We start from the raw sequence: 21,299 nt of genomic DNA, 5'->3' as shown, positions 1-21,299 counted from the left end.
TTAATTAACTCGTTGAAGGGACATGATTTTTTGATTACCGTCAAAGCTCCGGGAAAACTTTACATTGCAGGTGAATATGCAGTGGTAGAAACAGGTTTTCCGGCAATACTAGTGGCATTAAATCAATTTGTCACTGTCACAGTCGAAGAAAGCAACGACTATGGCTCAATCAATTCCAAACAATATCAGGAAAATTCTCTTTACTGGAAACGTGAAGGCAACAACATGGTTTTTGATAATAGAGATAACCCCTTTCACTATATTCTATCGGCAATTCGCTTGACAGAAATATATGCACAATCATTAAACAAAGAAATGAAATGTTATCATTTACACATAGACAGCAGCCTTGACAGCCCAGATGGAAAAAAATATGGCTTGGGCAGTTCTGCAGCTGTTACAGTTGCAACTATCAAGGCTCTATGCCGCTTTTATAATCTCCAAATGACTAAAGATAAGCTCTTCAAATTAGCTGCAATTGCTCATCTGGATATCCAAGGAAACGGTTCTCTTGGTGACATCGCAGCCAGTGTTTACGGCGGCTGGATTGCATATCGCTCTTTTGATCGCGACTGGTTAAAAACTGCTCGTAAGATCTATTCGCTACGTAAATTAATTACCCTAAAATGGCCTGCACTTAATATTGAATTACTTGAACCGCCCAGCAACTTGCAGCTTTTAATTGGCTGGACCGGTTCTCCGGCATCTACTTCTCACCTAGTTGATGCAGTTAGCCTTAAAAAAACGGAACAAAGAGTAGCTTACGAACAATTTTTAGCAGAAAGCAAAGCTTGTATCAGCAGAATGATTACGGGTTTCCGCTCAAAAAGCATTAACATAATTCAAAAAGAAATCAGATTTAACCGGCATCTGCTCAAGAACTTAGGCAAGTTAAGTACAGTTGAAATAGAAACTCCGCTGTTGCATCGTCTTTGTGACTCTGCAGAAGCTGTTAACGGCGCAGCAAAAACTTCTGGTGCAGGCGGCGGTGATTGCGGAATTGTCGTAATTGATAAAAGATTGGACACAACAGAGTTGAAACGATCATGGGAAACGGCAGGAATCGTGCCATTAAACCTTCACGTCCATCGAGTTACCGATTAAATCTTTTGGAGGTACTGTATTATGGATGAACTGCATGCACACCGTAAAGACGAACATGTTTTTATTACACAAAAGCAGTATCAAGCAGACGCTCAAAACGGGTTGAATCAGATAAGGCTTCTACCTAATAATTTACCGGAAATTTCCTTTTCAGAAGTGGATTATAAAACAACACTCGCAGGAATTGAGATGAAAATTCCTTTCTTCATTAATGCAATGTCAGGTGGAAGTAAAACTACTGCTCAAATAAATCAAAAATTAGCTACAGCAGCAGCTAAAACTGGACTTGCGATGGCTACCGGCTCTCAAAGCATTGCGCTACGTTATCCTGAGACAGCTCCTGGATTTAAAATAGTTCGAAAAACATTACCGCATGGACTTGTAATAGGCAATCTTGGTGCAGGACATGGATTGCATGATGCAAAAAATGCTATAAAAATGCTTAAAGCTGATATTTTAGAACTTCATCTCAATGCTGCACAAGAAATCGTGATGTCTGAAGGAGATCGTACTTTTTTTTGGAAGGACAATATTAGAGAAATAGTCGGCAGATTAGGTCGTCCTGTTCTTATAAAAGAAGTCGGGTTTGGAATTTCACCCACCACTTTATCTAAACTGAAAGAACTTGGGGTAAAATACGTTGATCTATCTGGTCGAGGTGGTACCAACTTTGCCAAAATTGAAAATCAGCGCTTGCATGGTGAGGATTTTTCGGTTTTGAACAATTTTGGACTAACGACGGCTGAGACTCTTATTGGCAGTCAGTTTTTTCAAAAAGATTTTTCTTTCACCGCTTCTGGCGGTATTCGAAATGCTTTGGATATTGTTAAATGTCTTGTCTTAGGCGCGGACAATGTAGGAATTTCTGGTCTTTTTTTACATACAGTTATAAAAAAAGATGTTTCTGGTCTAATTAGCTTGATTAATACCCTTAAACATCAGGTTAAAGCTATTATGACCATTCTAGGCTGTCATGATATAACTGAACTTCGTCAAACAGACTACGTTCTTTCTGTAGAGTTAGAAAACTTCAAAAAGCAATTGCACAAACATGAGTAGTTCAATATAGTAAAAAAAGATTGTGGTATGAAATACTGCCACAGTCTTTTTTAAACTACTTCTAAACAATTTTAAAAATAGTTGTGCAATATCTTGAGTTTAAGGTTTAAACCGTAACCCCTTGGGGAAGAAGTTTTTAATAGTACCATTCACAAACTTTCCAAAACAGAAGCTCTTATCCTTGCAGGTTAATAAGTACCACCCGTTTTCTAATTCAGCTTTTGATCTGAGAGTATTTCCTCCCACAAAGATTTTCCACTCAGCCAAAGAAACGGCTATTTTACGTTTGCAGCTGCTTTCTGAAAGAGAAAGTGCTAAAGAATATGCTGGTTCAAATCTATTCTTTTTAAAAGTACCTAGTTGAAATCCAGGACGTATGAACTTTAGCTTTGAAATATCTGGCCACTCTTGCGGATAACGAAATAGTCTATCTCCCCAGCAGCGCAACTCAATATCAGGAAAAAGTTCTCTGCCCAGTACCTCTCTTGAAAAAGTATGCCACAATTTCGCTTCATCTTTGTTTAAATTCCGAAACAACCTTGTTTTTTCTTTTTTTCTAACTTTTTTCCTTTTATCTGTTCTTGACAATGCTTGTCTTTCATCTTGAAACTTTGCAATGAAGTGACCCTCACCCTTAAAATGGTGTGGAAACAAACGTACTGTATCAACAACACAAGGATTACCGCCAGCAACTGCACTGAGTCCGTGGTCCATTCCCGGCCATTTTTTCAAAGGAATGGTTTTTATTTGGTACTTTGCCAGTAACCATTCTACAATCTGTTCGTCTTCTTCAGGAGCAAAAGTACAAGTTGAATAAATTAACTGTCCGCCAGGTTTAAGCATCTTTAATGCCTCAGACAGTATCTGACGCTGCCTTTTTGAACATTCTATTGGATAGTCATAGCTCCAATAACCGATTGCATCAGGATCTTTGCGAAACATCCCTTCCCCTGAACAAGGGGCATCAACCAAAATTTTATCAAAAAATCCGGGAAATTTTTGAGCTAGATTTGTCGGATTTTCATTGAGAACAATTACATTAACTGCGCCTATCCTCTCCAGATTTTCCGCTAATACCGTGGCTCTCTTCCGGTTGATTTCATTTGAAACCAATAGTCCTTTCCCTTTCATTTTAGCGGCGATTTGTGTAGACTTGCCTCCAGGTGCAGCACAAAGATCAAGAACAATATCTCCAGGCAAAACTTCAGCAGCTTCACCTACGTACATTGCACTAGGTTCTTGGCTGTAAACGTACCCCGTCTGATGTTCAAGAGAATGCCCGCTTACCGCCCCATAATATCCAGTCAGAACGTAAGGAACTGGATCTTTCAATGAATAAGAAACCCTTTTCGCTTCTTCTTTTAGCGGATTGAGTCTGAATGCTTTTACAGGCTCGTCATTTAAACTCTGGAAAAATTCTTCGGCTTCATTTCCTAATATTTTTTGATACTTTTCAATGAATTCCTTAGGTAACTGCACTTCTCAAAACCCCTATTTTAAATCCTTTATTTTTTTACTTATCATCCAGATAAAAAGCAAGTTATTTACCAAGTAAATTGCAAAATTATAACTCAATAACCCTAAATAACTGCTCAGGTCAAAAAATAACATTCCGGGAATTATCCCAAAAAGCATCCCCAAACCATAAAACAATGCAAAGAATTCCCATTCAACGTAAACCAATCGTTTTGAACTCTCATTTATAAAAAGCAATTCACGATATCTGGAATTACCAAAGAAAATCCAAATAAATGGAGAAGCTGCAAGTCCAAACGCTAAAATAATTAAAACAATTAGCTCTTTGAAATGAGATACAATCCACGAATCTTGCTCAATCAAAAGATGTTGACGATTTGCATGAGATATTCTTGAAGCATCTAAAACATCAGCCAGCTTTTTTTTGTCTAATGGCTTCTTTCCATCAATAATAATTCTGTAGTTATTTGCCATCATCTGAGAACGCTGTTCCATACTTGGCATAATGAATAACTGATTATCAAGCTCGGTATGGTAGCTATCTCCCATTACACCGATAACCGGCAAATAATGTCCGTTAAACTTAAAATAACTTTGATCTTTCGGCGTGTACAGCTTATCTTTATAATTTTTCCCCACTACTGCAATTGAAACCGAAGAGTCAAAATCATTGCTTCCAAAGAAACTTCCCTTAATCATTGGCGGAACCGGAAAGTATTTAACACCGTAAAAATAAGTTAACCTCTTATTTTTTTTATCTTGAAAATGAATCTGAACATTTGAAATACCGTCTGCCTTGTCTATTCTTTCAGCAACATCTTGCAGTGTCATTTTACTTTTCAAAACAACATGATATGCATCAGGTGTTAGATTATGGTTATCCAGCTGAATCATTAATGTCCGCTGCTGAATTTTCACAAACAAAAAAACACTGAAAAAAACCAGCATTGCTGAATAAAAAAACAGCCATATTCTTTTCTTTAACAAACCGACTTCTCCTCGCTTTTAATGAATGCCTAAAGTCATTTTTGCATATCGCGACATCCTAGAAATTGTCCATGCTGGTTCCCACACAAATTTGACATCGACCTTTTTAACTGCTGGTATAGGCTGAAGTGCTCTCTCAACCATATCTGCTAAAATATCAGTAAGCGGGCAGCCCATAGTTGTCAATGTCATTTTGACCACACATACTCCAGTTTGATCAAGGTCAATTTGGTAAACAAGACCCAGGTTAACAATATCTACTCCCAGTTCAGGATCTACCACATCTTCAAGCTTTTCAATAATTTCTTCTTTAAGTTCCGCAAGCGTCTCTTTTTCAACCATAAAATGATCACCTCGGCTTAAGCAAAATATTCAGCAAATTTATTTGCCATTTCAACAGTTATTGTGTAGGGTACTTTGTGTATTCCTCCCCTAGTCGACGTAAAGGTAACATTTTCAGCATACGAATGTGCGGCTATTTCATCGTAAAATTCCTTAGTAGGCAAGTACGGAACCATTTTATCTGCCGTTCCATGCCAGAAATGAACTGGTCTTCCAGCAATGCGCTGTGGATTTTCTGATAAATCGATTATCTTAAGCTGTTCAAGCTGTTTTTCAACATATTCTGGGTCAGCATCTTGGACTCCCGGAATCCGTTGCAGGAGTTCACGAGCAAAAGCTACCGGCCTTGGCGAACCCATCAAACAAACTGCTGCGCTGATTTGAGGATAAACACAAAGCAGTGCACAAGTTGTGATTCCGCCCATTGAAAGTCCACTAACACCGACTTTATCATCTTTTATTCCAAATTTATTTTTATATTCTTTTATTATTACTGGAAATTCTCTGACCGAATTTGCAACAATCTCCCAGAATTCCAATTTATGTTTTTCAGCAGGACCATCAACTTGACGCTCTCCATGATATAAAGCTTCTGGTAGGATAACTCTAAAACCTTTTTTTGCAATTTCATACCCTTGGGTAAGTACTTGCTCCTTGCAGCTTGTCCATCCATGATAGAAAAATACAAGCGGAAGTGCTAAATCACTTTTTTCACTTTGAACCAATTCCAATACAGGGATATTTTTAATCTTTTTTGATATAACTGTTATCATTTATCCTACCGCCTCCGTTTGATTTAGTTAATTATACAACGTTCGTAAAGTTAATCTCTAGTAAAAATAATACTTTTATGGTAAATTTAGTTTTATGAGTTTGGGTAAATAGAAGGTGAATTATTTTGGAACAAAAGTTGATCGCACTTGATTTGGATGGTACAACTCTTAACGAGCACTCACAAATCAGTACACGTACAAGACAAGTCCTACAAAAAGCCAGCAAAGCTGGCCATATTGTTTCAATTGTAACTGGACGTCCTTATCGAATTTCAAAAGATATTTATGACAAATTGGGAATTAAGACACCAATGGTTAATTTTAATGGAGCATTGGGGCATATTCCGCATCAAAACTGGAACAGGGAGTATCAAGACACATTTCCACGTGAAATTGCTTTAGATTTACTTAACAATAAAGAGAAACTGGGAATCAAAATGATAGCGGCAGAAGCCAAAGACATGCTTTTGGCAAATAGTTCCGATTCCAGCTATAATGATGATTTTTTCCCGAGTGTGCTCGCTAAAAACGAAATTTTAAACGAAATAAATCTAAAGTATGATCCGGCCTCTATAACAATGTTAGTGGAAAGAAGAGCAAGAGAAAAAATAATTGCTACACTCCAACAAATATATGGGGAAGCAATCGAGGTCGGTGTCTGGGGTGGGCCAAATCCCGTTTTAGAACTTGAGCCAAAAGGAATCACCAAGGAAAAGGGACTCAGATATCTCGCCAAAAATTTTAATATTAGTCGTAAAAATGTAATTGCTTTTGGTGACGAACATAATGATATTGAAATGATTGATTATGCCGGCTGGGGAGTAGTAATGAAAAATGGAATCGACCCCCTTAAAAAAATTGCAAACGATGTTACTTCGCTTGATAATACCCAAGACGGGCTTGCAAATTATCTTGAAGATTACCTGCAGTTAGCAGAATAATTGTTATTGTATACTGATTACAAAAGGCGATACCAAATTAATTTGGTATCGCCTTTTTAATCAAGTAAACTCACTACAAACTAAGCTCACACCGCAGCATATCTGCATACGTCTCTCTTTTAATAACCAATTTATCTTTGCCATTTTCACAAAATACTACCGCCGGACGTGGATTACGATTATAATTACTTGCCATCGTATATCCGTATGCACCAGTTGACAGGATTGCAAGAGTATCGTTAGGATGTGTTACCGGCAAAAGCGCATCCCGCACCAAAATATCTCCAGATTCACAATATTTTCCCACAACCGTTACAATCTGCTCTTTAAGGGCTTGGGGCTTATTCGCTAAAACAGCCTCATACTTTGCCTGATAAAGTGCCGGTCTGATATTATCGCCCATTCCGCCATCTACCGATACGAAATGACAGACACCTTCGACATCTTTGCGTGAACCAACAGTATATAATGTTACCGCTGATTCTCCCACAAGTGCACGTCCCGGTTCAATCCAAATTTCAGGAAACTTAAGCTTTGCTTCTGCAATTTTTTCCTTAACAGCCTTCACTATCTGCTTTACAAATTCATCCGCAGGCAACGGCTCATCAGAATCAATATAGCGGGTTCCAAACCCCCCGCCAATGTTCAGTATTTCAGCAGTAAAATCATATTTTTCTTTCCAAGCTTTTAAAAGCTGAACCATTTTATTGATTGCCATAACAAAACCTGCAGCGGCAAAAATTTGCGATCCTATATGACAGTGAACTCCCTTAAGATTCATCCGCGGGTTATCAAGCAGCAGTTTTAAAGCTTTTTCTGCTTGTCCGCTGCGGACATCAAATCCAAATTTTGAATTCTCCTGTCCTGTAGAAATATATTTATGAGTCTCCGCTTCAACCCCTGGGGCAACTCTTAAGGTAACTGAGATTTTGGTTTTTTTAGCTTTTAAAATATTGTCAAGGAACGATATTTCCTGGAAATTATCGACTACAATACAACCAATTTTGGAATCAACAGCTAATTCAAGTTCTTCAGGCAGCTTGTTATTACCATGGAATTCAATTTTTTCAGGAGGCATTCCGCCCTTTAGAGCCGCATACAGTTCACCTCCAGAAACCACATCGCAGCCTAGTCCTTCTTTTGAAATCAGCCGGTACATTGCAAGTGCAGAGAAAGCTTTACTAGCATAAGTGACACGATAGGGAACATTTCCATCAATGAAAGCCTGCTTAAAGCGTTTTACCTGGTTTTTTATCTTGGCCACATCGTAAGCAATTAATGGCGTTCCATATTTCTTAGCCAGTTTAAGCGCGTCAACTCCCCCAATAGCCAAATGTCCAGCTCCATTGATTTCAACAGTTTCCGATAACTTTGTCAACTAAAACACCCTCTCTAAAAATAAACTAAAAAAGCCAGGTACTCTTGCCTGACCCGCTTTAAAAACTACTTTTCATCACTTTTAAGCACTCCGCCCACGCTGTAGCGGTTTTTTTTCATTTCATTCAGTACCACATGTACATGTTCTGCTGGCGCTCCTGTATTCTTAGTAACAGCCTCAGTAACGTCTTTAACTAGCTGTTTAAGTTGTTCCTGTGAACGACCCGCTATTAATTCTATATGGACTAATGGCATTTTTGTACCCTCTTTCGATTTTTAGGATGCGTTAAGTTCATTAAAACAGAAAAATTATTAGAAAGCAATTAAATTTTAAAATTAAGAGACTTAACTACAATTTACTTATAACCAGCTTTTATTTTATCTTGCTGCACCGCATTTGCAAAATTTCCTGCGACATCAGCAGTATTAACAAAGTTAATAAAAGCAGCCGGATCTTCTTGCTTGATTAACTGTTTAAAACGATAAAGTTCATACCGGGTTAATACTGTCATTAACGTTTGGCTGTCTCTTCCTGTATATGCCCCCTTTGAAGGCAATACGGTTACGCCGCGAACCAAAGTCTGCTGAATAGCAGGTAAAATTTGAGCAGCTTTCGTAGTAACAACAAAAGCAGTCAGTTTTTGGTGAGAAGTGTGAATACTGTCCACTACACGAGTAAGGGCATAATTAGAAATAATTGTATAAAGTGCGCTCTGCCAGCTAAAGTAAAAACCTGCTGTCAGGATAATTATCATGTTAGTCAGCAACATCAAAAAGCCAACTGAACGTCCCGTTGTCATGTTTAAAAAAACAGCAACAATGTCCATTCCTCCGGTTGAAAAACCATACTTTAAAGAACAACCCACACCTACTCCTGTTATTAACCCGCCAAACAAAGCATTCATCAGAGGATCGGTAGTAAGATGTTCAACAGGAAGTGTAATAGTTAAGACAGTTGTTGTAATGACTGTCAAAATACTGTAAAAAGTAAAACTCTTTCCTACTTTTAACAAGCCTAAAATAACCACTGGAATATTCAATAAGAAAATGAAATAACCTGTATCGACTCTCCAACCCACTGTTTTTTTAACAATTGCAGAAATCAGCTGTGCAATTCCATTTAATCCCGCTCCAAAAATATTTCCTGGCAGCAAAAAAAAATTCAAACCCACAGCTAACATCAATCCTGCAAAAATAACAATCAGCAGTCTTTTAACCCCATTTGAATATTGAGTTATCATTATTCTCCCTCACTTTAAGTGCTTAGCAGATTAACTAAAACATCGTTGCTATCACTCTTTTGTTTTCTATGCTAGAATTATTTTAACTAAATCCGCTGTAAAAAGAAAGAGGTATTCGTATTGACAGACAACACAAAAGATTTTTCAGCCTGCACTAGTATTTTGGTCGGTAAAAAAGCAACTGCTGACGGCTCTATTATGATCGCGCGCAACGAAGATTTTAAAACGGCTTGGCCTAAACATTTTGTTGTTCATCCTCACCATAAGTCTTTAAAACAACAAACTTTTATCTCCTCAGATAATGGCTTCAGACTTGAATTACCTTTAATCAGTAGCAAGTACACTGCAACACCAGAATGGACAGACCAATATGGTACTTTTGAAGAAGACGGAATTAATGAGGACGGTGTTGCAATGAGTGCAACAGAAAGCGCATATGCCAATGAAAGAGTCTTAGGTGCAGACCCCCTTGTAAAAAACGGGATTGGTGAAGAAGCAATTGTTACAGTTGTACTTCCCTATATTAAGACTGCTCGTGAAGGTGTTGCGCGACTGGGAAAAATTGTCGAAACCAAGGGAGCAAGCGAAACAAACGGTGTTCTCTTTGCAGATAATGACGAAGCTTGGTATATGGAAATCGCAACTGGGCATTGCTGGGCTGCACAGCGCATCCCAGATGACTGCTATGCAGTGGTTGCAAATCAGTTAGCTCTTGAAGAAATTGATTTTGCAGATACCGCCAACTTTATGACTGCTACAAATTTAAAAAAATTTGTAACTGAAAATAGACTTAATTCTGATAATTTCTCATTTAACTTTCGCAAAATCTTTGGAACTCATGAACTTAGTGATGAGATCTACAGTACTCCACGTGTCTGGTATGGGCAAAAACAATTTACTCCTAGCATCATCTCAGAACCGACAAGTGAAAGTTTACCATTTATTCAAAAACCGGACAATCTGCTTCATAGAGAAGATCTGGAATTTTTACTGGCATCTCATTTTCAAAGAACTGTTTATGATCCATTAGGTGTAGGCACAGCTGAGCAAAAACATAGATTCCGTCCGATCAGCCTTGCCGAAACGCAAGAATCACATATTCTTCAATTACGTCCATGGCTGCCAAAAGAAATTAATGGCCTCCACTGGCTTGCGTTAGGAGTGACGGCTCAAAGTGTATTTGTTCCCTTCTATGCTTCATTGAAAGATACGCCTGTTGAATATCAAAAGGGAATAGAAACGTTTAGTTTTGATTCGGCTTATTGGCGGTATAAGCTGTTAGGCATTCTAGTTGATCCGCACTATTTGACTTATGGAGAAAAACTAAAGGCTTTGCAAAAAGATTTACGAATAAAATTAAATCATAGTGTTCACATCAGCGACAGGCAAGCTTTAAAAATTTTTAAAAAGGATAAATTAATTTCTTACTTGACCAAAAAAAGTCATGAAAATGCTGCTTTAGCATTAAAAGAAGTTGATAAATTAACTGCACAGCTAATTACACAGTCAACTGACCTATCCCCTCTTAATTTCAAAACAGACGAAAACTTGTAGTTGAGCTGCTCACTTTTATTTTTTGATATTTATGGCAGTATTTCTCATTTATTGTAGATGTATTTAAAAATTCAGGCTAAATTAATTTTAACAAAAAGGAATTTTAATAATGCTAATTGATGAAACTGGAAACCTCACAAAAAAAAATACAGATGAACTAATCTTTAAAGATGGTGCTGATTTTCTCCAAGTCGATGTACGTAAAAAGAAAATTTGTAGACAATGTTTGTTAACATACTTCTCTTCAGCAAATTTAAGGGCGCTCTATCAAGCAAGTCCATGTGAAATATTCTATGTTGGTTTTGATTTTTTTGTCCTCTTGCAAAAGATGCAGCGCTTTGGCCTTATCCCACAACTAAATGCTAAACTTAAGATAATCCCTGAAGGCTATCCTCAGCAGTTTAAAAAACTCCAGATTTCAGTTTACAAAAATGATGATACTATTTATGGCTCACTCTCGCTCATTATAAAACATAAGAAAACAAATACCCTGTACTGCAACTTTTTTACCCAGAATGGAATGCATAAAAAAAGAGTTAAAAACTGGAAAAAAGCTGCAAAGCAGCTTCCAATAGCAAATTTGATTATCGGTTCTGAAATGTTAATATCCCCCTCAGCGCAATTACCAGCAAGCGAGGTTGGTCTTCAAAAACATTTCCGCAAGGTACTCGAAAGACTTCAGCCGGATCAAATGACAAAAATCGTTTTATCGCCATGGAACCCAGAACGGTTATACCATTTCAATGAAATAGCAAACGGCTATGATATAACAATTATCTGGCAGCCCTCCTTCTCACACTTGCTTCATTACTTTTATCCGCACGAGACTTTTACAACAACAAAAATAAAAAAAAGGCCTGAAAAAATGATTTTCCAAGCCGATCTTGCTAAAAGCAAGAAAGGACAAACTTTTAGTTATACAGATCAGGCTTTACAAAATAATCTGATGCTTTGGAAAAACTATTCTTGGACTGATAAAAATAATTTCAACCGGCTGGGTTCTCCAGAAAACAAGGAATTATGCCGTCGATTGAAATTAGAACTTCAACCTCAAAGATTTATCTTTTTTCCTGTGAAAAATGTCAGTGAAGGTATTGATTAAAAAATGATATAACACATTGCTCATATTTGCGCGGATAATTATAATATGCCATAGCGTGTCCCGTTTTGGGAACTACCCATATTTTCCGAATACCTGAGGTAGCCGCATAATTTTGATAGACCATTTTTGTAGGAACAAAAGTATCTGCTCCACCATGAATTAAAAAAAGCGGTAATTTATTTTTTCTCAGTTGATCAATAGTCTTACCATCGTTAAAATTAAAGCCTGTTTTCATAAAAGTGAACCAGCCAGCCGTTGTAATCAACGGCTCTTTGGGTAAATCAAATTTTTTCTTTAATTCATAGGTGAGCTCGGCTCCAATACTTGAATATCCTGAGTCTGCCACGATCGCTTTTACCTGCACAGGAAGTTTCTCGCCACTAGTCATCATAACAGTTGTGCCTCCCATGCTTACTCCAAACAACCCTATTCGTACATTTAGGCCTTCTCGTTTAACTATTCTTTTTACCCATTTTACATAGTCTAAGCGATCAGGCCAGCCAAAGCCAATATAATTTCCTTGACTTTTACCTGCACCACGATCATCCGGTGCAAGCACATTGTATCCTTTTGCATGAAACATTCGAATATAACTAGCCATCATTAAATGATTTTCTTGGTATCCATGAGCTACAATTATCGTTTTGCGGCTAGAATATTTTGCAGGTACAAAAAAGGCAGCTAATTTCAGCTTTTGATTTGCTGCTGTTTCTGTCCACGTTTCTTGTTTTACATGCTTAAGCCATTTCTGATCTACTGTCAGTCTGGCTTTCTTTTTTTCCGGCATCCTGCTACTCAAACTTTTTTGTGGCTCAAAAGCAAAGTTATACAAGTAAGCACTTGCTGCCGTCAAAAGACAAATAATTAGTGCTAAAAAAATTATTATTCCAAACAAAATTATATTTTTTTTATTTTTCAATTTTTACTCCTTAGGTTTTTGATTCTATTTTAAGAAGAAAATAAAAAGACACTGGGACAGTTACTGCCCAGCATCAATAATATGAATTATTTATTGATATTCAAAATTTCAAAGAATTGGTGACAGCAAGCGGGAGAAATACTGCTTGAACTTCATCCACGCAGATTGTACCTGAAAGTCTTCAATAGTTAGCTTTGTAGAATGCAGCATATCTTCTTCGAAAATATTACGCAGTTGCATACTAATTCGCTGATCATACAAAAAAGCATTAGCTTCAAAGTTTAATTTAAAGCTGCGGTAATCCATATTAGCAGAACCAACAGAAGAAATCTTCCCATCCACTACAAGAACCTTCGAATGCATAAATCCGTTATCATAACGATAAATTTCTACGTTGTTTTCTAATAGTGCTTTGGCATAATACTGAGTTGCACGATAAACAAAAGGATGGTCGGGTTTTGCTGGAATCATAATTTTAACTTTAACTCCAGAAAGAGCTGCCAGAGAAAGTGTTTCAAATAAAGAATCATCAGGAATCAAATATGGTGTCTGAATTAAAACATACTCAGCGGCACTATTTATCAGTTTGATATAACCCAACTTGATTTTTTGAACTTCGTTATCAGGTCCGCTTGAAACAATTTGAATGCTAGTTTCTCCTTGTCTAGGAACAAGAGGAAAGTAATTTTCTTGATAATTAATCCGACGCTTTGGCACCGTTGCATTCCAATCCATAAAGAAACGTGATTGCATTGCCTCTGCTGCGTTTCCGCTGACCCTTAGGTGTGTATCACGCCAGTGGCCGAACTTCAAATCGCGTCCCAAATATTGATCACCAACGTTGAATCCACCAATATATCCTACTGAACCATCAATAATGACCAGTTTTCTATGATCACGATAGTTTAAACGAAAATTTGAAAAAGAACGATGATCCCCAAAAAAAGACTCAGCCTCTCCTCCAAGACTTCGAAGGTGTTCAAAAAAGCGCTTTTTGGTTCCTCTAGAACCGAGACTATCATATATTATACGGACCTTTACCCCTTCTTTTGCTTTTCGTTCCAATAAGTGCAGAAATTCATTTCCAATTTTATCATTATAAAAGGTATAGTATTCAACATGTATATGATTTTTAGCTTTTTTAACATCCTCAAAGAGACGCTGAAATTTTTCTTTACCATCGGTAATAATTTCAACACGATTATGCTTTGTTAAAATAGCATTATCAGTTTCTAAAAATAAATGAACCATTTCGCGTGCAGTGTCTGAGATCTCTTCAGCAGGCAAAAGCTCCTTTTCATTCCATTGCTCTTTTTGAAGCTTAACCAATTGATCGATTCCAATTTGTTGCTGAGTTCTAATATCATAAATTCTATTCCGCGGCAACTTTTTGCCCACAAACAAGTACATAATAAAACCGACTACCGGCAAAAAAGTTAAGACAAGCAGCCACGCCCAAGTAGCAGCAATCTCACGCTTATCCTTAAAAACAGTAATAACTGCTGCCACCAAGTTAACCCAAAGCACAACTTGCAATACAAAATTGACATAAGACAATTATTTCACCTCTTCACTAGTCTTACCTTTTCTTTCATAAACATAAATAATCCGTAATCTAGTGAAAGTTTACTCTCATTCAAGACATTTGTCATTTTATTTCCCTATCTCTACTGAATTATCAACTCCGAACCATTTTTGACTGATCTTCTTCATGGTTCCATCGCGATAGAGTTCCTGCAAAGCGCCATTAATTTTGCTACGCAATGTTTTATCTCCCTTTCTCATCCCCACTGCGAAATCTTCTGTTGGAAATCCAATCGGTGTTTTTTCGTAATCCTTAGCATTTTTTTGATGTTTAATATAGTAATTAGCGTAAACACTATCAATCAGAAGCCCTTGGATCCTGCCTGCATTCAAATCCATAAAGGCGTTGTTAAAAGTGTCGTATTGAACAGTATCATGTACATACTTTTTCAACACTTGCGGATTATCTGTATAAGATTGATAACCGGAAGAACCACTTTGAACTCCCAGTATTTTATCTTTCATACCTGCAGCATTCTTGATGCCACTAGCCTTTTTTGTAACTAAAATTTGCTCATTTTTTAAATATGTTTTGCTAAACGCAACGTTTTTTTCACGGGCAGACGTTTTTGTATAACCATTCCAAATTAAGTCAATCGTCTTATTACGTAATTCTGTTTCCTTCATAGACCAGTCAATTGTTTGAAAATCAACCTTTATGCCATATTTTTTAAAGACTGCACGTGCCAAATCAATGTCATACCCGACAAGTTTACCGCTTTTTTCGCGAAACCCCATGGGAACAAAACTATCATCAAGTCCTACGATTACTTTTCCTTTTTTTTGAATTGTCTCCCAATTGTCAACAGTATTAGCCCGTTGACGTACGTTAGAACAACTGTTTAAACTAAGAAATACGAGCAGCAAAAAGCATAATAAGACAGATAAAGTTATTTTTTTTTGATTTTTCATGCTATCAGTTCCTCTTTTTAACTTATTTTTTCAAAACTTCAACTTTAAGAATCTTATCTGCAATTTGTTTTGCAAACTCCATATCATGTGTAACAACTATCTGAGTTATACCGTCTTTTTTCAAGGCAACTATAATTTTCTTAACAGCATCTCGTAATGCTGGATCAAGAGCTGAGGTTGGCTCATCATAACAAAGAATTTTCGGTTTCATAGCTAATGCTCTTGCAATAGCCAGTCTTTGTTTCTGCCCCCCCGACAGTTGATAAGGATAAAGATCAGCTTTATCTTTTAAAGACAATTTTTCTAAAAGGTCTTGAGCTTGTTCTTTTGCCTGTACCTTTGTTTCTTTCAGAACTAATTCAGGTGCAAGCATGATATTTTCTAAGGCTGACAAGTGAGGAAATAACTGAAATTCCTGAAATACAATTCCAATAACTGAATCTTGGTTTTTAGTGTTTACTGGATCGAACTTTTTACCATCAACCAAAATTTCTCCCGCGTCTGCTCTTTCTAATCCGCTGATACAACGTAAAAGGGTTGTTTTCCCAGCACCGGATTGTCCGACAATACACAAGATCTTTCCATCGTCGATTGAGAAGTTTACCCCATCTAAGATTATACGTTTATCAAATTTTTTTGTAAGATTTTTAAGTTCCAGCATCAAATAACCCTCCTATCTCCAATAACTGTAATGGCGTTCTAATTTCTGTAAAATATAAGTGCAAAAAGCAGTTAATATCAAGTAGATAATTCCAACTAAAATCAGCGGTGTAAGCGTCACATCACGACTTGTTGCAATATTGCCGGCTCGAAGAAGATCACCAAGACCGATCACATATACTAGGCTGGAGTCCTTAACCAGATTAATAACTTCATTTCCAATTGAAGGCAAAACAATTTTTATCACTTGCGGAGTTATTATTTTACGAATTGTCTGCCAGTATGAAAGACGTAAAACCTTTGCACTTTCATACTGACCTTGATCGATAGATTGTAAACCTCCACGAAAAATTTCAGCAAAATACGCAGTATAATTTAAAATAAATGCAAAAAGCGCAGCGTCATATCTTTCAAGTGTGAAAACACCATTTGCAATCAAAGGAAGACCATAAAATACAAAAATTAATTGTAAAAGTAGCGGCGTTCCTCGCATTAACCAAACATAAAAACGTAAAAGTGCCCTTAAGGGCATAAAACTAGAAGTCAGTCCCAACCCAACTAGCAATCCTAAAGGAAGCGAGCCGATAAGAGTCCAAAAAAATATTTCTAACGTTAGTTTTGCACCGTTTAATAATGAAGGCAAAATCTCTAAAATATAATTCATTTTCCCATCCCCTTAATTTATTTAAATATAAATTTATTATAACAACAAAAAACCCTCTTAGATTAAAAATCTAAGAGGGCACAAAAAAGCGCGATCCCACCTCATTTTACCATCTTTTCACAAAGACAGCCTCAGTAAGTTAAAAACTCACAGTGTTAACGGCCCCAAACCGAATATCTTTACTAGTTTCAAGATGCTGACTCGCAGATGTGATTCGTTCGTCTTTCATTCTATCCTCACAGCTTCCGGACAGTCTCTGAAATTGAAAAACGCCTACTCTTCTGTTCCTTGTCATTATTTAATTCATTTATAATTTAATTGTTCTTAGGTTATCATCAACAATCAAAAATGTCAACATTACTTCTTGTCAAACCAGCTCTTAAGTCTGCTAAAAATACTTTTTTTCTCAATAGAAGCTATACTCATCAATGGGACAGTTTCACCTTGCATTCGACGAGCAATATTACGATAACCTTGAGAAGCGGGATTGCGTTCGTTTAAAACAATTGGCTCTCCTTTGTTTGAAGTGGTAATAACCTGATCATCATCAAAAACGATTCCTAAAAGTTTAATGGAAAGATGGCGAGTAATTTCATCGATATCCATTGCCTGCCCATCATTAATCATATGTGTCCTTATTCTATTAATTATAAGTTGCGGCGGCTCAGACAACGATTCTTTCTCCAACAAACCAATTACACGATCAGCATCTCGGACAGCTGAAATTTCCGGTGTAGATACAACAATTGCCTGGTCAGCACCTGCAACTGCATTTATAAACCCCTGTTCAATCCCCGCAGGACAGTCAATCAATACATAATCAAAATCTGGTTTTAATTCAGTAACAATTTTCTTTACCTCTTCTGGATTTAAAACAGATTTATCTGCATTTTGCGCTGCTGGCAGTAAAAAAAGCTTGTCTTCAAAACGTTTATCTTTAATTAATGCTTGCTGTAACTTAGCACGTCCCTTTGCGACATCAACAATGTCATAAATGATTCTATTATCAAGCCCTAAAATTACATCTAAATTACGCAAACCAATATCAAGATCAAGCAGACAAACTTTTGATCCTGAAAGAGCAAGTGCAGTACCTAGATTTGCAGTAGTTGTAGTTTTACCAACACCGCCCTTGCCAGAAGTAACAACAATTGCTTTACCCATCTTAATATCCTCCCATACGTGCAAACAATTTTGGTCGAATGGTCTTTATTTCTGTATGTTTTGTATAATCTAAGACATGCAGGTCATTAACAAATACTACAGTTTCTTTGCTCTTTGCAATTTTTTCTTGCGCAACAATAGCTACAGCATCAGCAATTCTAACCTGTTGAGCAGCATGCACATCACCTACAATAATTGCTTCAGAATTACTTAAATAACCTGCATGTACAATTCCTTCACATTTTCCCAAGAGAAAAACATTACCGGTAGCACGCAGCATGCCTCCTTGATGGAGATCGCCGACATATAAAACATCTCCTTGGATGTATTCTACTTGACCATTACGAATAGTATTAGCATCTAGATGAATGGATTTACTTTCGATCATTTCTAAAGCATCTTGAACCAACATTACTTCAGAAGTGATTTTATGTATTGAAAATAAAGGAAACCGGCTAACAATTTTTTCAATTTTTTTCTTTTCATCAGCATTAAGAAGTCTGCTTCCAGTTGTTATGTTAAAGGAAAGAGGCTCACTATTCATTTTTTCATCCTGCTGCAGTTGCTCAAAGAGTTCTGTCAGCTCACGCAAAATGTCAATAAACCTTGCATTCGATTTCAAATTGATCACATAACCGTCTTTGTGTCCTTTTAAAATAACACTTTGCATTTTAACACTCCATTCATCTTGAAAAAGTCTCGATAAAACGCTGTACTGGTATATAAAGTACCACAAATACAGCCAGATTATATGCCAGTGTCGGACCTAAAGTCATACTGATAAAATCTGCCATCGAACTATTGGTAAACCCAATCATTGCGTTTATCAAGTAGAACAAAAAAGTCACCAAAGTAATATCTATTAGATATATTAATAATACCACAATAAACGAAGGCTTAAAAAAACTATACATTGTTTTGGTTAAATAAACTATTAATGGCACAATCATTGTAAAAGGACCAATAATACCAGTGTAATAAAGATCAAAGACAAGCCCGACACAGATCGCCCATAGATAAGGGCGGTTCAAATCTGTAAAGCACACACACATAACCAGCCATAAAATGAAGATTCGACTTTCAATCGAAAAACTCAAAGTAAACATTTGTTTCGAAAAAGCATTGCTTAATGCTCCATCTAGAAAAAGAGTAAAGAACAGACCCAACGGAAAAAAATATCGCATTTTCGGAATTCTCATTATCTGCCACCTCTAATCCGTACGATTTGCGACAGTGACGACAGTGAGGTCAGTTAAATCAGCAGCGGGTTTTATCTCAATTTTTGAGGCTAACCCATAGTCATCTTTTTCAACTTTTGAAACACTGCCTACATATATTCCTTTGGGAGAATTACCGCCCATTCCCGACGTAATAACTTTGTCCCCCTTCTTAATCTTTTTTTGAGAAGTAATCTGTCCCATTATCAAACGGTTGCTGTCTTTATCATAAGAAGTAATTAACCCATTGATTTCGCCTGATTCAGCTAAGATCTGGGTTGCAAAGCGATTTGCCGTATCATTCGTTGAACTGATAAGTTCTACTTTACTAGATGCTTTGTTAACCTCAGTGACTCTTCCCACTAGACCTTCTTGAGACAAAACCGCAGCATTTTTCTTTATTCCAGAAAGTGAACCTTTGCTAATAGTTACCTGATTTTGCCAAGAAGACGGCGCTCTGCTGATCGCATAAGCGCTAATCTTTTGAAAATTTGTCAAGGACTTATTGAGTTTAAGCTGTTTTTTCAATTGGGAATTTTCTCTTTGCAAGGTCTCTTCACTTGCTTTTTCAGCAGCCAAACTGTCAACTTGACTCTTAAGTTTTTGATTCTCGCTGTATGTACTCAGCAAATCAGAAACAGTAGCACCTGCTTTTTCTATTCCAGTAACAGGATAACCCACCACACGATCAACAATTCCCACAGCATCATTACCAAACTGCTGCACTAAAGGCGGTGTAGCCTTATTATTTCGTACAGTTATCGAAAAAGCGATTAGTAAAAACCCAATAATCAGTGTCACCAATACAATGATGAGTCTTTTATTGAAAAAAAATCTTTGCATAATTTCCTCCATACAACAAAACTAAAATTGTATCAAAAATTAAGAGGTTGGACGACTAATCCCCCAACCTCCTACACGATACTCTTTGAGTGCCACTATTATTTTTTCTTCATAACATCAATGCTCTTCAAAGATTCACCAGTACCAATTGCAACACAATCAAGCGGTTCAGAAGCAATAAATACTGGAACTTTTGTTGCATCAGAAATTACTTCAGGTAAATGTCTTAATTGAGCACCGCCCCCGGTTAACACAATTCCGTGATCAATAACATCTGCTGCAATTTCAGGTGAAGTTTCCTCTAAAGTCTCTTTGATAGCAGAAATGATTTCCTGAACTACTTCTTGGATTGCAGTTGCAACATCACTCGCTTCAATTTCTATCGTCTTTGGCAAACCGCTAACCAAATCACGTCCGCGAATGGTTTGATTATCCAATTCTTTTGCTGCTTCAACTGATGCAGATGCCACATCCATTTTTAACTGTTCTGCAGTTCTTTCACCAATCAACAAATTATAATGCTGACGTACATAATAAACAATTGCATCATCAATCTTGTCACCGGCCATTCTGATTGAACGACTAGAAACGATTCCACCAAGAGAAATTGTTGCAACATCAGTTGTTCCGCCACCAATGTCAACTACCATACTCCCTGTTGGGTCCATTACAGGCAACCCTGCACCTATTGCTGCAGCGAATGGTTCTTCAATTACATAAGCATCGCGAGCTCCTGCCACGCGAGTGGCATCAATCACTGCTCTTTTTTCAACTTCTGTAACACCACTAGGAACACAAACCATAACATACGGTTTGCCTGTTTTATGACCCAGGGCCTTATCAATATAGTACTTCATCATTGCCACTGTAGTATCATAGTCAGCAATTACACCGTCTTTCATGGGTCGAATTGCTACAATGCTTGCAGGGGTTCTGCCAATCATATCACGTGCCTCAGAACCCACTGAGACGATTTCTTCAGTTTTAGTATTTTTAGCTACGACGGATGGTTCGCGTAACACAATTCCTTTGCCTTCTGCGTAAACAATTGTATTAGCGGTTCCCAAGTCGATTCCAATATTTTTTGTCCCGATTCCGAACACTATTTTTCATCCCTTCACATTTACCGCACCTAAACTGGTGCTATTCACAATACCCGTATTATATCATACTTATTGCTGCCATTTAACTCAAATTGTATACTACTTTACCATACTAAAATTGTAGGTAAAAATCTCGTTTTGTTCTTATTCTTAACTAATTATTTATAATGTCTTAGCCTAAAAGAAATACACTGCAAGATAGATGTCTTTACATATTAACCTGCTTTGATAATTTTGTCATTTATCCTGATAAACTTTTTCAGCTTAACTACAGGAA

At 37.0% G+C, this 21,299-nt stretch carries 22 protein-coding genes and 1 other annotated feature; of the genes, 5 read left to right on the top strand and 17 right to left on the bottom strand.

All coding sequences use genetic code 11. The features are described 5' to 3' along the window. The first annotated feature begins 30 nt into the window (after positions 1-30). Complete coding sequence (locus FD46_RS05700; RefSeq protein ID WP_057896849.1) at positions 31-1,104, top strand: phosphomevalonate kinase; 1,074 nt, start codon at positions 31-33, stop codon at positions 1,102-1,104. A gap of 21 nt (positions 1,105-1,125) precedes the next feature. Further along, positions 1,126-2,163 carry a type 2 isopentenyl-diphosphate Delta-isomerase gene (gene fni / locus FD46_RS05695; protein ID WP_057896203.1) on the top strand — a complete coding sequence of 346 codons (1,038 nt, stop codon included), beginning with the start codon at positions 1,126-1,128 and terminating at the stop codon, positions 2,161-2,163. A 99-nt stretch (positions 2,164-2,262) separates the two neighbouring features. Here fni and FD46_RS05690 read toward each other — a convergent pair whose 3' ends face one another. Genes FD46_RS05690 through FD46_RS05675 form a run of 4 tightly spaced genes read right to left on the bottom strand, consistent with a single transcriptional unit; the run spans position 2,263 to position 5,741 of the window. Continuing rightward, positions 2,263-3,642, bottom strand: a complete 1,380-nt coding sequence (locus FD46_RS05690; protein WP_057896202.1) for an RsmB/NOP family class I SAM-dependent RNA methyltransferase — start codon at positions 3,640-3,642, stop codon at positions 2,263-2,265. A gap of 12 nt (positions 3,643-3,654) precedes the next feature. After that, positions 3,655-4,626 carry an ABC transporter permease gene (locus FD46_RS05685; RefSeq protein ID WP_057896201.1) on the bottom strand — a complete coding sequence of 324 codons (972 nt, stop codon included), beginning with the start codon at positions 4,624-4,626 and terminating at the stop codon, positions 3,655-3,657. An 18-nt stretch (positions 4,627-4,644) separates the two neighbouring features. After that, on the bottom strand, positions 4,645-4,968 hold the full coding sequence (locus FD46_RS05680; RefSeq protein ID WP_057896200.1) for a metal-sulfur cluster assembly factor: 324 nt from the start codon (positions 4,966-4,968) through the stop codon (positions 4,645-4,647). 17 nt (positions 4,969-4,985) lie between these two features. Continuing rightward, the gene (locus FD46_RS05675) at positions 4,986-5,741 is read right to left on the bottom strand and encodes an alpha/beta fold hydrolase (protein WP_057896199.1); all 756 of its coding nucleotides are present in this window, start codon (positions 5,739-5,741) and stop codon (positions 4,986-4,988) included. Positions 5,742-5,866: 125 nt separating this feature from the next. On the opposite strand from FD46_RS05675, the gene FD46_RS05670 reads away from it, so the two are divergent. Then, a complete protein-coding gene (locus FD46_RS05670) occupies positions 5,867-6,682 on the top strand; it encodes a Cof-type HAD-IIB family hydrolase (RefSeq protein ID WP_057896198.1) in 816 nt (271 codons plus the stop codon). A 73-nt stretch (positions 6,683-6,755) separates the two neighbouring features. On the opposite strand, the gene lysA is transcribed toward FD46_RS05670, so the two are convergent. The 3 genes from lysA to FD46_RS05655 form a co-directional block, all read right to left on the bottom strand. Continuing rightward, the gene (gene lysA / locus FD46_RS05665; RefSeq protein WP_057896197.1) at positions 6,756-8,060 is read right to left on the bottom strand and encodes a diaminopimelate decarboxylase; all 1,305 of its coding nucleotides are present in this window, start codon (positions 8,058-8,060) and stop codon (positions 6,756-6,758) included. 65 nt (positions 8,061-8,125) lie between these two features. Further along, a complete protein-coding gene (locus tag FD46_RS05660) occupies positions 8,126-8,314 on the bottom strand; it encodes a 2-hydroxymuconate tautomerase (RefSeq protein WP_057896196.1) in 189 nt (62 codons plus the stop codon). Between the two features lie 101 nt (positions 8,315-8,415). Beyond that, entirely contained in the window at positions 8,416-9,300 is an 885-nt protein-coding gene (locus tag FD46_RS05655) for a YitT family protein (protein WP_187329023.1), read from the bottom strand. A 120-nt stretch (positions 9,301-9,420) separates the two neighbouring features. Here FD46_RS05655 and FD46_RS05650 point away from each other — a divergent pair, with 120 nt between their 5' ends. After that, positions 9,421-10,854: a C69 family dipeptidase gene (locus tag FD46_RS05650; RefSeq protein WP_057896194.1), complete on the top strand. Its 1,434-nt coding sequence runs from the start codon at positions 9,421-9,423 to the stop codon at positions 10,852-10,854. Positions 10,855-10,963: 109 nt separating this feature from the next. Continuing rightward, positions 10,964-11,956: a hypothetical protein gene (locus FD46_RS05645; protein ID WP_057896193.1), complete on the top strand. Its 993-nt coding sequence runs from the start codon at positions 10,964-10,966 to the stop codon at positions 11,954-11,956. On the opposite strand, the gene FD46_RS05640 is transcribed toward FD46_RS05645, so the two are convergent. The 10 genes from FD46_RS05640 to FD46_RS05595 all read right to left on the bottom strand — a co-directional run bounded on the left by FD46_RS05640 (position 11,937) and on the right by FD46_RS05595 (position 21,022). Continuing rightward, a complete protein-coding gene (locus FD46_RS05640; RefSeq protein ID WP_057896192.1) occupies positions 11,937-12,875 on the bottom strand; it encodes an alpha/beta hydrolase in 939 nt (312 codons plus the stop codon). The two genes, FD46_RS05645 and FD46_RS05640, sit on opposite strands and share 20 nt — an antisense overlap. A 108-nt stretch (positions 12,876-12,983) precedes the next feature. After that, positions 12,984-14,432, bottom strand: coding sequence for a cardiolipin synthase (cls, locus tag FD46_RS05635; RefSeq protein WP_057896191.1), 1,449 nt, complete (start codon positions 14,430-14,432; stop codon positions 12,984-12,986). Between the two features lie 96 nt (positions 14,433-14,528). Then, positions 14,529-15,371, bottom strand: a complete 843-nt coding sequence (locus FD46_RS05630) for an amino acid ABC transporter substrate-binding protein (RefSeq protein ID WP_057896190.1) — start codon at positions 15,369-15,371, stop codon at positions 14,529-14,531. 22 nt (positions 15,372-15,393) lie between these two features. Further along, positions 15,394-16,032, bottom strand: coding sequence for an amino acid ABC transporter ATP-binding protein (locus FD46_RS05625; RefSeq protein ID WP_057896189.1), 639 nt, complete (start codon positions 16,030-16,032; stop codon positions 15,394-15,396). Between the two features lie 12 nt (positions 16,033-16,044). Beyond that, the gene (locus FD46_RS05620; protein ID WP_057896188.1) at positions 16,045-16,695 is read right to left on the bottom strand and encodes an amino acid ABC transporter permease; all 651 of its coding nucleotides are present in this window, start codon (positions 16,693-16,695) and stop codon (positions 16,045-16,047) included. Positions 16,696-16,766: 71 nt separating this feature from the next. After that, positions 16,767-16,993 (bottom strand) — a binding site (T-box leader). A 59-nt stretch (positions 16,994-17,052) separates the two neighbouring features. Then, a complete protein-coding gene (gene minD, locus FD46_RS05615) occupies positions 17,053-17,859 on the bottom strand; it encodes a septum site-determining protein MinD (RefSeq protein ID WP_057896187.1) in 807 nt (268 codons plus the stop codon). A 1-nt stretch (position 17,860) separates the two neighbouring features. Next, positions 17,861-18,529: a septum site-determining protein MinC gene (locus tag FD46_RS05610; RefSeq protein WP_057896186.1), complete on the bottom strand. Its 669-nt coding sequence runs from the start codon at positions 18,527-18,529 to the stop codon at positions 17,861-17,863. 13 nt (positions 18,530-18,542) lie between these two features. After that, positions 18,543-19,058, bottom strand: coding sequence for a rod shape-determining protein MreD (gene mreD, locus FD46_RS05605; RefSeq protein WP_057896185.1), 516 nt, complete (start codon positions 19,056-19,058; stop codon positions 18,543-18,545). Positions 19,059-19,070: 12 nt separating this feature from the next. After that, positions 19,071-19,919 carry a rod shape-determining protein MreC gene (gene mreC, locus FD46_RS05600; RefSeq protein ID WP_057896184.1) on the bottom strand — a complete coding sequence of 283 codons (849 nt, stop codon included), beginning with the start codon at positions 19,917-19,919 and terminating at the stop codon, positions 19,071-19,073. Positions 19,920-20,017: 98 nt separating this feature from the next. After that, positions 20,018-21,022 (bottom strand): rod shape-determining protein, encoded by a 1,005-nt coding sequence (locus FD46_RS05595; protein WP_057896183.1) that lies wholly within the window; start codon positions 21,020-21,022, stop codon positions 20,018-20,020. Between the last annotated feature and the right edge of the window lie 277 nt (positions 21,023-21,299).

The organism is Liquorilactobacillus oeni DSM 19972, assembly GCF_001436275.1.
Classification (GTDB): Bacteria; Bacillota; Bacilli; order Lactobacillales; family Lactobacillaceae; genus Liquorilactobacillus; species Liquorilactobacillus oeni.
The sequence above is the reverse complement of the archived record's forward strand: the minus strand, read 5'-3'. Positions and strand labels throughout refer to the sequence as shown.